Here is a 13,740-nt window from a genome sequence, read left to right on the forward strand (position 1 = left end):
AAGTGAAGCCGAGACTTACCAAGACTCGGCTTTAAGAGTGTTTAGAAACCACTCAGGGTCGCATAGCGATCATAGTGGAATCGCTCATCACCAAACAGTATCTGCGACGTTCTGGCACGCTTCAGGAACAGGCCAATTTCCAGCTCATCCGTCACACCAATACCACCATGCAGCTGTACAGCTTCATTGGTTACCAGCTCGGCAATTTCACAGATTTTAGCTCTGGCGGCACTGATCATGGCCGGTGCATTGTCTGCACCCGACTCCAGCGCATTCAAGGCATTCATCAGCAAGGTTTTGCAAACCTGAATTTCGGTAAACATAAAGGCCGCTCGGTGCTGAAGCGCCTGGAAAGTACCAATCAGCACACCAAACTGCTTACGCTCTTTGAAATACTGAACCGTACGCTCAAAGACTTCCTGAGTGGAGCCAAACACCTCGGCCGACAGACAGATTCTTGCCACATCCAGTGCTTTATCCAACGCTGCGAAGCCGTTACCTTCTTCTCCCAGCAGCGCAGTACTGTCCAGCTCAACATCAGTAAAGCTGATACGGGCATAGTTACGACTATCGGTCAGGCCGTTCTTCTGAATCTCAACGCCTTCAGCTTTCGGATCAACCAGAAACAGGCTTATGCCCTGCTCTTCACCTGATTGACCGGAAGTGCGGGCAGCAACAATCAGCAAGTCTGCGACATGGCCATCAACAACCAGCGTCTTCTTACCGTTCAGCTTGAAGCCATTACCCAACACATCACCAGACAGAGCAACACCAGCTGGGTTGTGGCGGGAAGACTCTTCCAATGCTACAGCCACCTGCTTTTCACCCATAGCGATAGCAGGCAACAATTCTTGCTTCTGCTCTTCACTGCCGGCTTCCAGTATAAGGGAGCCGGACAGAGCAACAGACGACAGCAGAGGTGAAGCTGTTAATGTACGACCAAACTCTTCAAAGCAGCCAGCCAGACCTTTAACACCAAACTCAAAACCACCATAAGCTTCCGGGAAGATGATGCCGCCAAAGCCCAGCTCGATCATCTGACCCCAGTTTTCTCTGGAGTAGCCAACCGGGTCTTTACTGTCACGGAGTTTGCGCAGAGCTTCTACCGGTGTGTTGTCGTTGGCAAAGTCTCTGGCAGTATCTTTCAGCGAACGCTGTTCTTCATTGTATGCAAATGACATGCTTATTTCTCCGGCAGACCAAGGGCACGTTTGGCGATGATATTCAGCTGAATTTCTGACGTACCACCGGCAATACTGTAGGTCTTGGTACCCAGCCATTCACTGGTAAGCTGTTCTTCCAGCTCGGAGATATCGTCTCCCCAACCAAGGCAGTGCTCGCCCGCCATCTTGATCATCAACTCATACTTACGCTTTTCTTCTTCCGTACCTACGTACTTCAGAATCATGCCCACGGTTGGATCCCCCACACCCTGAGTGTATTCATCGACCATGCGCTGAGGTGTCAGCTCCATCGCCAGACGATTAACCTCATGCTTGGCAATAGCGTGACGGAACACGTCGTCAGTCACACGACCATTGTCATCACCCAGATATTTCTGGCCAATGGTTCTTGGAGACTGCCCTGAAACAGCAACGGTTGATTCCATGTTGGACATCATATCCCGTTCAAATTCCAGCACTCGCTTGGCAACGGTCCAACCTTTATCGACTTCACCCAGCACATTAGCTTTAGGTACACGTACATTGTCAAAGAAAGTCTGACAGAAGTGGGTTTCACCATTGATCAGTTCGATCGGCTTAACGTCAACACCTTCAGTCTGCATATCAAACAACAGGAAGGTGATGCCGTCGTGTTTACGACCCGTAGGATCGGTTCTTACCAGACAATAGATCCAGTCGGACTCGTCAGCGTAAGACGTCCAGATTTTGGAACCGTTGATCACAAAATCATCGCCTTCCAGAACCGCCTTACACTGCAGACTGGCGAGGTCGGAACCTGCACCTGGCTCGGAATAACCCTGACACCAACGGATTTCACCACGGGCGATCTTTGGCAGATGCTCTTTCTTCTGCTCTTCAGTGCCGAACTCGAGAATAGCCGGACCAACCATCCAGATACCCAGATTCATCTGCGGTGGACGGCAGTTAAGACGTTCCATTTCCTGCTCAAAGATACGATGCTGCTTTTTATCAAAACCTGCACCACCGTATTCTTTCGGCCAGTCCGGCACGGTGTAACCTTTCTCTACACAGCGCTCAAACCAGACTCTGGAGTCTTCAGAATAAAAGCTGATATTACGACCACCCCAGACCTGCTCTTCCAGCTTGGCAGCTGTGCGCATGGACTGAGGGCAGTTCTCTTCAAGCCAGGCACGTATCTCCTGACGAAATGCTTTCAAGTCAGACATTGAAATGCCTCTTTCTTGTTATTCTTACGGTCAAGCATGACAACAGCATGCTGCCCCTTTATCGTTCGAGTTAAAGCTCTGCTTCAGCGTACTGATCAATGGCCTTAAAGCTGTCTTTGTTTACATCCAGTCGTATAAAGTCAGCTTCTGCTTCTACCAGCACATTGTTCTTCAATGAATCGTCATCTAACTTCAGCTGACCTTTGACCAGAGACTTTCTGCCTTCCTGTCGATCGATCCAGGCTTCATAGCGAAGCTGGGTTTTGATCGGAGTCGGCTTCAGGTATTTCAGTCGCAGACCACCGGTAACACTGGCATTACCGGTGTGGTGCTCAATCAACCCGAACAGCTCATCAAACAGCGCCGCAATCAGGCCACCATGGACCATGCCGAGACCACCTTCAAAAGTTTCATCGTAATAAACGTCGGCGTGGGCTTTTAAAGCGTCTCGATCACTGTGAAAGGTTACATCGGGCGATTGGACATTGCAGCGACCACTGACCGGCGTATAAAGACTGCGATGGTTCTGATGCTCGGGGTTGGTCATAAACTCGGCGGCGCTTTCAGCGTCTTTCTTTTTCTTACGCCGGGGATGGTTGGTCAGCTGAATAGCAGACTGAAGCAGTTCATTCTCAACCTTATCCAGCACCTCTGATGAAGGCGTGGTGGAATAGAGGCTGCGATTGATTGACTTGAGCAGTTCAATCATGCGCTGCTTCTGGTCTTCAGGACTTTCCGTCTGAGGGTTCTGCGACATCATGATTTCCCTGATAGAAGCAGTGACTCCCACACTGATGCATGGGAGTCACTGAATCGTTTTTACTGCGGCATAATGGCAAAGCCATCACGAATAGGTGTTTGACCAGCAAAGTGTCCGCCCATGGCTTCAGCCAGAGCTTCCGGTGTCCAGCGGTCACCGTGCTTGAATTTGGTGTCAATCACAGGGCTGTGAACGATGTTCACCTCATCACCAAATACCACAAAGACTTCACCGGAAACATTGGCAGCCTGCTCGGATGCCAGGTAACCCACCAGTGGAGCAACGTTGGCTGGCGAGAACATATCAAAGCCTTCTTCCGGCTTGGCAAACATCTGGGCGGTAATGCCCTGGTTGGTCATGTCAGTACGGGCACGAGGGCAGATAACGTTCGCCGTTACACCGTAGTTAAACATGATCTGGGCAGCACCCATGGTCATGGCGGTAATACCCGCTTTTGCAGCGGCATAGTTAGGCTGACCGGCAGAACCGAACAGGAAAGCTTCGGAAGAGGTGCTGATCAAACGACCATGAACCGGCTTACCGTCGGTCTTGCACTTGTTGCGCCAGTAGCTGGTCGCGTGACGCATATTAACGAAGTGACCTTTCAGGTGAACACGCACGACAGAGTCAAACTCATCTTCGGTCATATTGAAGATGGCTTTGTCACGACAGAAACCGGCGTTATTCACCAAAATATTCAGATCACCGAAAGTATCGATGGCGGTTTTGAATACGTTTTCAGAATCGTTCCAGTCAGCGCAATCACCGAATACGGCAATCGCTTCACCACCAAAACCTTTAATCTCTTCAACAACACTTTGTGCTGCTGCTTCTGCGTCAGCGTTGCCGCCGAGGTCGTTAACTACGACTCTGGCACCTTGCTGAGCCAGTTGCAGTGCCTCTTCGCGACCAAGGCCACGACCGGCACCGGTAACAATAGCGACTTTTCCGTCCAGATTACTCATCAGACAACTCCCGCCTTTTTATTCTTTTTAATACGTTAAAACGCAATGAAGCTCATGTTGTAGAGCTAGAGTGGCAAAACAGCCCTGCTATAGCTTCATTCATTTAGATTAGATACGTTCGATGATGGTACCGGTACCAATCGCTGCGCCACAGCACATGGTGATCAGTGCGGTAGACTTGTCGGTACGTTCCAGTTCGTGCAGAGCGGTCGTGATCAGACGGGCACCCGTGCTGCCGACTGGGTGACCCAGCGCAATTGCACCACCGTTGACGTTCACCTTAGCCATATCTGGCTTATGAACCTGAGCCCAGGACAATACGACAGCAGCAAAGGCTTCGTTGACTTCAAACAGGTCAATGTCGTTCATGCTCATGCCGCTTTTCTTCAGCAGGGCATTGGTCGCATCAACAGGGCCGTCGAGCAGGTAGTAAGGGTCGGTACCCACGCAGACATCAGTAATGATGCGAGCACGAGGCTTGAGGCCACGAGCCAGAGCTTCTTCCTTGCTCATCCAGAGCACAGCGGCAGAACCGTCAGAGATCTGGGAAGAGTTACCCGGAGTATGAACACCGCCTTCAACAACTGTTTTCAGGTTGGACAGGCCTTCCATGGTCGTTTCACGCAAACCCTGGTCGTGAGTAACCTGACGTGTATCACCTGTCGGCTTGCCGTCTTCGCCCAGTACAGGCGCAGTTACCTTGATAACTTCACGATCAAAACGGCCTTCAGCCCAGGCGCGAGCCGCATTCTGCTGAGACATCAGGGCGAATTCATCAACATGTTGACGGGTAATGCCACGGTTTTTAGCGATACGCTCGGCACTGCCGAACTGGTCTGGCGTAGTATCCCAAGGCCACTGCTTAGGAATAAAGTAACCCGGGCCGTTATAAACGTTCATGCCCAGACCAACACGACTCATGGCTTCAACACCACAGGCGATACCGGAGTTGATGGAACCACTGGTGATCAGGGAAGAGATAAGGTGGTTGGCCTGCTGTGCAGAACCACACTGGGTATCAATAGTGGTGGCGCCCGCCAGGTAGTTCTTACCAAGGGTCAGCCAGGCATTACGGGTAATGTTACCGGCCTGTTCTCCAGCCTGTGTCACACAACCGCCAATCAGCTGATCAATATCGTCGTGGCTGACACCGGATTTTTCCAGCAGGCCCATCATTGACTGAGCCAGCAGCTCGGTAGCGTGGAATCCGCTCAGCTCGCCAACTACAGGCTTGCCACGGGAGATTGGCGTACGCAATGCTTCAACAATAACCGCTTCTGCCATGATTCCTGTCCTTTCTTGTTATTTTAAACGTCGTTAACTTTCAGAGTTTATTACGCAGATGGCAGGCATTATCACCGAAGGCAAGTGGGGGGTGAATAGTCCAATCAGACCTTTTGCAACCCCCTTCAGATGGCTAATTTTGCACGTATTAATTGAGAGTCCAGGTAGAGTCAGGGTTGTTCTTTCCGCTCCTCGGGCTTTCCTGCCCGCAGTCGCTAGTCGGGCATCCATGCCCCTTGAAAGACCAACCCTGACTCTACCCACCAATCGTTCAAGCTCTGATAGGTAAATAAGAAGGCTGATATGAAACAGTATAATTTTGATGATGTTGAAGGCATGCAGGAACTGGTTTCCGAAGAATTCGGAACCTGGAGTGAAGAAGTAACGATCAGTCAGGATATGATCAACCTGTTTGCCGAGCTGACCGGTGATGATTACTGGCTGCATACTGACCCAAAGAAGTGTGCAGATTACAGCCCGTTTAAAACCACCATTGCTCATGGTTTTCTGACACTGGTTCTGATTCCAAAGATGCGCACCGAGCAGAACTATGAAGTAACCGGTTTCAAGAACATGCTGAATGTGGGTTCTGACAAGTTGCGCTTCACCGGCATTGTGCCTGCCGGTAGCAAAATACATACCCGTAGTCGTATTAAAAGCGTCGTTGGTTCAGCGAAAGGCACCACCATGACCATGAAGCAGCAGATTCATGTGGTGGGGGAAGAGCGTCCGGCGCTGGTTTATGAAATGATGTTTATGTATATGTGATCCGCTTAAATAATACGCAGTCAGTTTTTCTGACTGGCTGCTCCAGTTTCAGGCATTCTTCTTACTACTTACTGACCTCAATTTAGTCACAGGTTCTGCAACAGAGTCTGGTACATAATCCGGGTCAACTTTAACTTTGAGATTATAAAAGTCAGTAGCTATATCGCCCAGCTTTTCTCGTTGACCTTCTCCTGCCATACGTGCCTTATGACTATAGAGGTGTCCAAAAGATGAACAGAGTGAACGCATGCGTTTTCGATATTCAGCATTTCCTCTCAATTCAGGAGTCCGAGTGTACCTTTTCTCAACAGTATCCAGAAACGGATCTGGTTTTATCGGGTCTGGAATATAGTCCCCTAGATAACTTGCTGCAGCTTCCGTAAAGCAATGCTCTGCCTGCCCCAACCACTCACTTATTAACCGTCTTTTTTCGACTCTTGGTGTACCCAGTTGAAATCTGGGACAGTCTGCCATTCGAAGGAAGCTCCAGCCTTTTTCCTCCTGCAATCGACCAAAAAAATCGTTATCGCCTTTTTTCAACAGTCTATTCAAATACTGAAACTCTGACCGACTGTTTTCTTTTTCTCTATATTCATTGACCTTATCAATCATTATCATCACTCTACGATTCTGGTCGGGAAGCCAGCCCTCAAATACGAACTCTGTTTCAGAGATAGTGAGAATGCTTTTAGCTGATTCTGCTGGTGGCCTCGGTACTTCAACAGTTGCGTCATCACCCTGATTACTTTCACACTCAGTGCCATCATCTTGCGAAAAGGTGTGAGCAGAACGGGTTAATGAATGAGAAGGTTCAGGCGTTGTTTCTTCTATAAAAGTCCGGGTTACCGCCTCTAAAGGCTTTGACTCAGGTGTTACTTCAGCTCCAGAATGGTGCGACTTATTCTTTTTCTTACGACGTTCTTTCTTCTCTGATCTGGGTTTTGAAGAAGCCTGATCTGTAAATTCATGAAAAATTTGTTCACGAACAGCTCTTATCTCATCACGCTTCTGCCTGTATAGGTCCAGTTGGTTTTGAATAGTACCTGTGAGTACTTGGGGCATGCCACGTACTTTAAGAGCATTATTCAGGCAAACTATTGCCTGATCATAGTCAGCTCTTCCGCTGTAAATATTGGCCGCTTCAATATACAACAACGGAAACGGTCCTGAATCTGCTGCTTTTAGAAAATGTTCAGCAGCCTTGGGGTCTTCTTCCGTATTTAAAAAATATTGGTACTTGAAGTAATGTCCGAGCGTTAGCTCTATCACGGCTTTGACAAACTCGGTTTGTCCCTTGGACCGCTCCTCAATAAAGTCAGCAGCCTTTAATAATGAACTCTCTTTCAAGCCGAACCTTGATTTTTTCCTATCTCGATCAGTGGGTGCATCTTTAGCTGACCTAAAATAAGTGTCACGGAGTTTTTCGAGACTTCCTGCCTTATACCCAGTCAACGCTATTCCAAGCATGGTCCATAAGTGTTTATTTAAAGTGCCGGTAAATGGTGTATTGTTCAGTGGTTCTCTTCTTTCCTCCATAGCTGACGATATCAGCAGCCACAGCAGATGAGCGCTTTCTGAAGCAGGTTCGACTGCTTCTCTAACTCCCCTGATAAAAGCCAGGTCGATCATTTCCAATGCCAAAGGCTGGGCAATATTCAGCATATGATTTCGATCCGTACAACAGGCCAGCAACTCAACCAGATAACCCTGGCTGACTCCGGATCCTGTAGCCGTTCGACACGCCATTCTGGTCAGCAGAACAACCAGAGGGGTGAACTGGCTGTCTATTGCCAGCCGCACAGCGTTGTCGAGTTGACCGTGACTCTTCAGCGTCTTCTTGCTCTTTGCCAGTTTTTGATAAATCTCGATAGCCTGTAGGTTTATCTCCAACATTTCTGAAGGAAAGTTCAGCAACTCTTTCAATACTGATTTAGCTTCTTTTTCATCACCCCGCCACACAGAGAGAATATAGAGAGAAAAACGATTATTCATTCTCTCTTCAATAGAGCGACCAGGGTATTTCCGCACATCTGTAGCCATTGAATTCAGATGTTCGGGACTGTAACGAGAAAAACTCTCCTTCGGAGTCAGCGCCAGAAGTTCCTTAAGATACTCATCAGGCATCAGGGCAGCCGTTGGGCCATCGCGCCTCTGAAGTAAAACTCTGAATTCAGACAGGCTCGGTTTTTCTGCTCTGGTAAAGCGCTCTGTAGCCACAGTTAAACGAGCTTCAAAGCTTTCACGAAACCTAGTGGTTTCAGATGAAAGCTTATCGGTCTTTCTATGACCAATAGGGGCTCCAGATTCAACCTTGCTTGTTGTACCCTGTTTTTTTTCTGATTGTATTCCGGGTGTCTGTGGAGGTGTAATGCCTCCCGTCGCACCTGAAGGTTTTGTAGAACCAGTATCCATACCGAACACCCTGAAGGCCTTCTGGCTTTATCGACTCAGACTTTGATGGTTAGAGCCTCCCGAGCATTTACATAACACAATCATTTTCTTGAGAATTATTACCTCATTCTGAAATAAATATATGGTATAAAACCTGCATTTATCCGAATCAAGGTACGGTTCCAGCCTTTCATTGCTGGTAACCCTTCCCGAATACAAAAAACAAATAAGATCAGGGAGCTGCAAAATGCGTTTCTTTTCAAGAAGAGTGGTAAAGCCCGGCGACCTTAATTCAGCTGACCGTCTGTTTGGCGGTTGCCTGCTCGCCTGGATCGATGAAGAAACGGCTATCTATGCGGCCTGTAAAATGGGCTTCAGCAGTCAGCTGGTGACCAAATTCATGTCCGAGATTAACTTTGTCGGGGCTGCCTTCAAAGGCGATATTATCGAGTTTGGCATGGAAGTCGCCAACGTTGGCACCAGCTCACTAACGGTGCGTTGTGAAGTGCGTAACAAAATCACCAAACAGGTGATTATCAAGATCGACAAGATTGTGTTTGTAGCGATTAATGATGAAGGGCAGCCTATTCCGCATGGACAGACCAGGGATAATCTGACGGAAGAGTTTGATTGATCAGTAGAATTGAAGACTCGATAAAAAAACCGGTAGCGAACTTCCTGGAGTACCCGCTACCGGCTAAAAACAAAGACGTTTTTCTAAAGTAACTCTGAAGAGAGTGGTTACTGAGCAGCAACCACAGTCAGTTCAACCAGAATCTCAGGACGAGCCATACGAGCTTCAACACAAGCACGGGCAGGCTTTGGAGAGTCTGCTACCCAGGCATCCCATACTTCGTTCATGCCTGCGAAGTCTTTCATATCACGCACATAGATAGTGGTAGACAGAATCTTGTCCTTGTTGCTACCTGCTTCTTCCAGCAGATCTTCGACCTTTTTCAGGCACTGACGAGTCTGTTCAGCGATATCCCACTGAGCTTCACCGGCGGTCTGGCCACACAGGTAAATAGTGTTGTTGTGCTTAACGATTTTGCTCATACGGTGAGTTGAGCCAATACGTTCAATAGTCATTACTTACTTCTCCTTCTCCCCACATCCTTTAAAAACATTCAAAAGACGCAGGTCTATTCAATTTGTAGGGAATTAAAGAACTTTACGTTCAAAGCGGTCAATACGGAAAGCCTGCAGATCAAAGTCAGACTTACCGGTAGTAATCAAATCAGCCATCACTCTGCCAACAACCGGAGCAAGCTGAAAACCGTGCGCAGAGAAACCAAAGGCGTGCCAGGCATTGTCTGCATTGACACTTTCACCGATCACGGGAAGGTTATCCGGCATATAAGCTTCAAGGCCAGACCACATACGGTTAACCGATGCTTTCTTCATAATCGGGAAAAACTCGGCAGCATTTTTTGCGCCTATGGCCAGCTTCTTGTAATCCAGTCGCGTGCGATTATTAGCTCGATCCGCAAAGCCTTTCGAACCACCACCAATCAATACAGTGCCGTTTTCAAACTGTTTGAACGACAGAGGTCGACTTACAGCGCCGACGACTGGTGTTGCGAAATGAGGCATTCGCGTGGTGATCATCAACATAGGCGCACTGTGAGTGAGCGGAACGTTATCACCGATCATCACGGAAATCTTGTCAGCCCAAGCTCCAGCACAGTTCAGCAGATGTTCTGACTGATAGCTGTTTTTACTGGCTTTAACCTGCCAGTGAGCGCCCACTTTGCGAATGGAATCAACCGCTTCGCCTTCAACGAAAACTGCACCGTTTCGTTCAGCGGCTCGCCTGAAAGCTTTGGTGCTTTGATATGGAATAGCATAACCGTCCGACTCAGATACCACACCACCCACACATTGATCAGAGACATGAGGCAGACGCTCACGTAGTTCCTGCTGATCAATAATAATTTCATGCTGATAGCCTGCGGCGTGCATTTTTTCACGACGGGCATAGAGTGTGTTCATATCCTGCTCGTCGGCAGCGATATTAATCAGTGAACGTCGTCTGAAGCCGGTATCAGCATCCAGTTCATCATCCAGGTTTTGCCAGAGATTCATGGCCACTTTACTGAGAGGCACTTCTGCCAGATCACGACCCAGCAGGCGAACACCACCGGCATTGACACCGGAAGCGTGGCGGGACACCCAGTCTTTTTCCAGAACAGTGACTTTAACGCCCGCTCTGGCAAGGTGATAGGCGGCAGAGCAACCATGAATACCGCCACCTACAATCAATACGTCAGGAGTAAGATGATTCATACGACTTCTCCTTTGGCTGAAGGCTCTTCACTGGCTGAAGGTTCCCCCGTCATCGCATTGATAGGCTTGATTTCAGAAAACTGGCCAAACTCCTGCAGGTTCAGCAAACGCATAGGCGAACGCAGACGATAGTAGCCGACCTGCTCAACGCCTTCGCCACGCCAGCCTGCCAGCAGTTCAGAGACCGTATGACCACATTGACGTCCCTGACAAGGACCCATTCCACAACGGGTGAGACCTTTCAATTCATTGGGGCCTTGACCACCCTGCTCAAAACCTTTCTTTAACTCGGCAACCGTACGCTCTTCACAACGACAAACAACGGTAGTTTCATCCTGTGGAATACGGTGCTCGACAATGGGTTGATACATTGAATCGATAAATTTTCTAAAACGGTTCAGGCTGTGCAGCTGTCGATTTAAAGGCTCTGATCTAACAGCCTGTTCAGCGTTGGTAATCACCCCCAAACGGTTAAGCTGACTCAGTGCCACCAGCTTACCGGTCATTTCTGCGCCATCAGCGCCAACAATACCGGTGTTATCTCCTGCAACAGAGATCCACTCCACTGAGCTCTGACCATAATCATTGTGTACCGGACGCCAGCAAAGCTGCTGTTTATCCCACTCATGATCAAGACCTATGGCACGGGTCAGGTTCAAATGCGGAACAACACCCTGATGAAGGAAAATATGATCGGTATCCAGACGATGTTGTTTGCCGCCCGTTGTAAACTCGATCGCTTCCGCCTGCTCTGCACCCTCAATTTTAATATCTCTGGCAGAACGAAAAACTGGCACACCGGCTTTTCTTATTTCATTAAACAGGGAGAGACCTTTAAACAGCATGCTGCTTTGAGGAATAGCGCCCGGAAATTTGGTCATTGATTCGATATAGGCACTGTTCGGTGTTGTATCCACCAATGCTTTAACTTTAATACCAAGACGAAGATACTGGGCAATAACAAGATATATAAGCGGCCCGGTACCGACAAAAACAGCATTTTCTCTAACAATGCCGTCAGCCTTTAACATCACCTGGGCACTGCCTGCTGACATTACACCCGGCAGATGCCAGCCTGGAACAGGGAAAGGTCGCTCCATGGCACCGCAACAGATCAATACCTCTTTTGCGGTTAAAGAATGCGTCTGACCATCACGGGAAAACAACACTTCCCCGTTGTCGCCTACGTGCCAGACAGAGGCTCCGTAGTACTTTTCAGCAGAGCAGTCATCAAACTGCTCAACCAGCGCCTTACCCTTGATGTAATCAGGGCCGAGAATCTCAGGGTTCTCTAAAGGACTGGATGTAACCTTTCTATAAATCTGGCCGCCGGCGGATGACTTTTCATCCAGAACAACCACCGATACACCAGTTTTACTGGCGGTAACAGCGGCAGCCATTCCGGCCGGTCCGGCGCCAATGATGGCAATATCAAATGTGGAAGACATACTACTTAGCCTCCATTGCATTAATTGCCAGACCTTCTGAACTTAATGAATCAAGCTCAGCAATTGTACTTTCAGTAATTTCCTGCCTGCAGATCTGCATGCCTTCTTTCACTTCCTTCAGGCAGGCCTGCTGGTTGGGAGTACCGTCTATTTCAACCAGACACTCATAGCAGACGCCCATGGCACAGTAGGCCGAGCGCTTCTTTTTAGTAACCGGCGACAGTCGTGTGGTTGTTTCATGGGCCAGAATCATGGCTGTCCAGACCGAACAGCCAGCTGGAACCCGGTAATACTGACCATTAATGGTCAGCCCGACTTCTACAGAAGCAGACTTGGCAAGAGTACGGAACATAACTTAAATCCGAAGAAGGTGACCCAAAGCAGAGACAGATAGGAGTGCAGCTTTACTGCACTCCTGAAGCTCCTATAAAGAGCAGAGGCTTAGTTAGCGATCTTGTCCAGAACGCCCTGACCCCAGTCCTTACCAACGTCACTCAGAATCTGTGGCCATACTTCCTTACGAACCTTGGCAGCAGCTGCAGCCAGTTCTTCGTCAGACAGTTTGATAATGGTGGCACCGTTATCAGCCAGTTTCTGTTCGTAGGCAGCCTGATCTGCTTCAGCCTTGCCCCAGCGCTTGGTTTCAAACTCAACCGCGGCCATTTCCAGAGCTTTACGGTCTTTTTTGTCCAGGTCAGCCAGAGTCTCGGAGTTAACGATCATGTACCAGACTTCGAAGTGAGTGTTCACTGGAATGTAAGTCTTGGTCACGTCACGGAAAGAAGCGTAGTAACCTTCAGCACCGGAACCTACCACACCGTCAACCACACCGGTTTGTACGGCAGTGAACGCTTCGGAGAAAGGAATCGGAGAGCTGATGTAACCCAGGGAGTCAGAGGTCAACTGGAAGCTTTTAATCCCCGGTACACGAACCTTGATACCCTTATCGACATCAGGATTGCCTGGAGAAACCGCCTTGGTGTTCAGAGCAACGCCACCAAAGTAAACCGGGTAAGCGGCCAGCATGGTGATGTCCTGCTTTGCGTACAGACCTTTCATGGCGTCATAGATTGCACCACCCGGGCCGTAGATTTCTTTAGCTTGCGCCCAGTTTTCAGCAACGTATGGGAAAGCACTGATCTGCATCTTACGGGAAGCAGCAGTAGCAGCAGGCTGCACAGCCATATCGATAGCGCCGATGGAGATACGTTCCTGAACTGTTGTGTAATCACCCAGAGCGCTGGCCGCATAGATTTTTACTTTTACATCGCCGTCAGTGGCCGTTTTCAGGCTTGCTGCGAAGTCCTTGATCTCCAGATCAATGTTCGCGCCCTGTGGGCGAATATGGCTGATCTTAAGGGTCTTGGCTTCTGCAACCGCAGTCATTCCCAGAACACCGGCCATCAGGCTGGCGGTGAAGATTTTGTTGAAATTATTCAAGGTCATTTGTTTTCCTTTTATTATCGT

The 13,740-nt window shown here is 48.9% G+C and carries 13 protein-coding genes; 2 read left to right on the forward strand and 11 right to left on the reverse strand.

The features are described 5' to 3' along the window. Positions 1-41: 41 nt before the first annotated feature. The 5 genes from EOPP23_RS12610 to EOPP23_RS12630 form a co-directional block, all read right to left on the reverse strand. Entirely contained in the window at positions 42-1,181 is a 1,140-nt protein-coding gene (locus EOPP23_RS12610) for an acyl-CoA dehydrogenase family protein (RefSeq protein WP_153766346.1), read from the reverse strand. Between the two features lie 2 nt (positions 1,182-1,183). Continuing rightward, positions 1,184-2,371 (reverse strand): acyl-CoA dehydrogenase family protein, encoded by a 1,188-nt coding sequence (locus tag EOPP23_RS12615; protein WP_153766347.1) that lies wholly within the window; start codon positions 2,369-2,371, stop codon positions 1,184-1,186. 70 nt (positions 2,372-2,441) lie between these two features. Then, positions 2,442-3,131: a PaaI family thioesterase gene (locus tag EOPP23_RS12620; RefSeq protein ID WP_153766348.1), complete on the reverse strand. Its 690-nt coding sequence runs from the start codon at positions 3,129-3,131 to the stop codon at positions 2,442-2,444. A gap of 59 nt (positions 3,132-3,190) precedes the next feature. After that, positions 3,191-4,096 (reverse strand): SDR family NAD(P)-dependent oxidoreductase, encoded by a 906-nt coding sequence (locus tag EOPP23_RS12625; RefSeq protein ID WP_153766349.1) that lies wholly within the window; start codon positions 4,094-4,096, stop codon positions 3,191-3,193. A gap of 108 nt (positions 4,097-4,204) precedes the next feature. Then, complete coding sequence (locus tag EOPP23_RS12630; protein ID WP_153766350.1) at positions 4,205-5,380, reverse strand: steroid 3-ketoacyl-CoA thiolase; 1,176 nt, start codon at positions 5,378-5,380, stop codon at positions 4,205-4,207. A gap of 303 nt (positions 5,381-5,683) precedes the next feature. Between EOPP23_RS12630 and EOPP23_RS12635 the strand changes: the two genes are divergently transcribed. Continuing rightward, complete coding sequence (locus EOPP23_RS12635; RefSeq protein ID WP_153766351.1) at positions 5,684-6,148, forward strand: MaoC family dehydratase; 465 nt, start codon at positions 5,684-5,686, stop codon at positions 6,146-6,148. 48 nt (positions 6,149-6,196) lie between these two features. Here the strand turns inward: EOPP23_RS12635 and EOPP23_RS12640 are convergent, their stop codons facing one another. Continuing rightward, the gene (locus EOPP23_RS12640; RefSeq protein WP_153766352.1) at positions 6,197-8,560 is read right to left on the reverse strand and encodes a lipopolysaccharide assembly protein LapB; all 2,364 of its coding nucleotides are present in this window, start codon (positions 8,558-8,560) and stop codon (positions 6,197-6,199) included. A gap of 226 nt (positions 8,561-8,786) precedes the next feature. On the opposite strand from EOPP23_RS12640, the gene EOPP23_RS12645 reads away from it, so the two are divergent. Continuing rightward, positions 8,787-9,173: an acyl-CoA thioesterase gene (locus tag EOPP23_RS12645; RefSeq protein WP_153766353.1), complete on the forward strand. Its 387-nt coding sequence runs from the start codon at positions 8,787-8,789 to the stop codon at positions 9,171-9,173. 107 nt (positions 9,174-9,280) lie between these two features. Here EOPP23_RS12645 and EOPP23_RS12650 read toward each other — a convergent pair whose 3' ends face one another. From EOPP23_RS12650 to dctP, 5 genes are all read right to left on the reverse strand, one after another. Beyond that, positions 9,281-9,628: a RidA family protein gene (locus tag EOPP23_RS12650; RefSeq protein WP_153766354.1), complete on the reverse strand. Its 348-nt coding sequence runs from the start codon at positions 9,626-9,628 to the stop codon at positions 9,281-9,283. Positions 9,629-9,700: 72 nt separating this feature from the next. After that, positions 9,701-10,825, reverse strand: a complete 1,125-nt coding sequence (locus EOPP23_RS12655; RefSeq protein WP_153766355.1) for an FAD-binding oxidoreductase — start codon at positions 10,823-10,825, stop codon at positions 9,701-9,703. Beyond that, positions 10,822-12,273 carry an NAD(P)/FAD-dependent oxidoreductase gene (locus EOPP23_RS12660; RefSeq protein WP_153766356.1) on the reverse strand — a complete coding sequence of 484 codons (1,452 nt, stop codon included), beginning with the start codon at positions 12,271-12,273 and terminating at the stop codon, positions 10,822-10,824. The genes EOPP23_RS12655 and EOPP23_RS12660 overlap by 4 nt, the downstream gene beginning before the upstream one ends. 1 nt (position 12,274) lies before the next feature. Beyond that, positions 12,275-12,625 carry a (2Fe-2S)-binding protein gene (locus tag EOPP23_RS12665; RefSeq protein WP_153766357.1) on the reverse strand — a complete coding sequence of 117 codons (351 nt, stop codon included), beginning with the start codon at positions 12,623-12,625 and terminating at the stop codon, positions 12,275-12,277. Between the two features lie 89 nt (positions 12,626-12,714). Continuing rightward, entirely contained in the window at positions 12,715-13,719 is a 1,005-nt protein-coding gene (gene dctP / locus EOPP23_RS12670; protein WP_153766358.1) for a TRAP transporter substrate-binding protein DctP, read from the reverse strand. Positions 13,720-13,740 lie beyond the last annotated feature (21 nt).

It is taken from the genome of Endozoicomonas sp. OPT23 (assembly GCF_009653635.1).
Classification (GTDB): Bacteria; Pseudomonadota; Gammaproteobacteria; order Pseudomonadales; family Endozoicomonadaceae; genus Endozoicomonas_A.

What these genes read in the sequence shown, in the direction of transcription:
- EOPP23_RS12610 (WP_153766346.1), bottom strand. Translation starts at nt 1,181, where the DNA reads ATGTCATTTGCATACAATGAAGAACAGCGTTCGCTGAAAGATACTGCC.
- EOPP23_RS12615 (WP_153766347.1), bottom strand. Translation starts at nt 2,371, where the DNA reads ATGTCTGACTTGAAAGCATTTCGTCAGGAGATACGTGCCTGGCTTGAA.
- EOPP23_RS12620 (WP_153766348.1), bottom strand. Translation starts at nt 3,131, where the DNA reads ATGATGTCGCAGAACCCTCAGACGGAAAGTCCTGAAGACCAGAAGCAG.
- EOPP23_RS12625 (WP_153766349.1), bottom strand. Translation starts at nt 4,096, where the DNA reads ATGAGTAATCTGGACGGAAAAGTCGCTATTGTTACCGGTGCCGGTCGT.
- EOPP23_RS12630 (WP_153766350.1), bottom strand. Translation starts at nt 5,380, where the DNA reads ATGGCAGAAGCGGTTATTGTTGAAGCATTGCGTACGCCAATCTCCCGT.
- EOPP23_RS12635 (WP_153766351.1), top strand. Translation starts at nt 5,684, where the DNA reads ATGAAACAGTATAATTTTGATGATGTTGAAGGCATGCAGGAACTGGTT.
- EOPP23_RS12640 (WP_153766352.1), bottom strand. Translation starts at nt 8,560, where the DNA reads ATGGATACTGGTTCTACAAAACCTTCAGGTGCGACGGGAGGCATTACA.
- EOPP23_RS12645 (WP_153766353.1), top strand. Translation starts at nt 8,787, where the DNA reads ATGCGTTTCTTTTCAAGAAGAGTGGTAAAGCCCGGCGACCTTAATTCA.
- EOPP23_RS12650 (WP_153766354.1), bottom strand. Translation starts at nt 9,628, where the DNA reads ATGACTATTGAACGTATTGGCTCAACTCACCGTATGAGCAAAATCGTT.
- EOPP23_RS12655 (WP_153766355.1), bottom strand. Translation starts at nt 10,825, where the DNA reads ATGAATCATCTTACTCCTGACGTATTGATTGTAGGTGGCGGTATTCAT.
- EOPP23_RS12660 (WP_153766356.1), bottom strand. Translation starts at nt 12,273, where the DNA reads ATGTCTTCCACATTTGATATTGCCATCATTGGCGCCGGACCGGCCGGA.
- EOPP23_RS12665 (WP_153766357.1), bottom strand. Translation starts at nt 12,625, where the DNA reads ATGTTCCGTACTCTTGCCAAGTCTGCTTCTGTAGAAGTCGGGCTGACC.
- dctP (WP_153766358.1), bottom strand. Translation starts at nt 13,719, where the DNA reads ATGACCTTGAATAATTTCAACAAAATCTTCACCGCCAGCCTGATGGCC.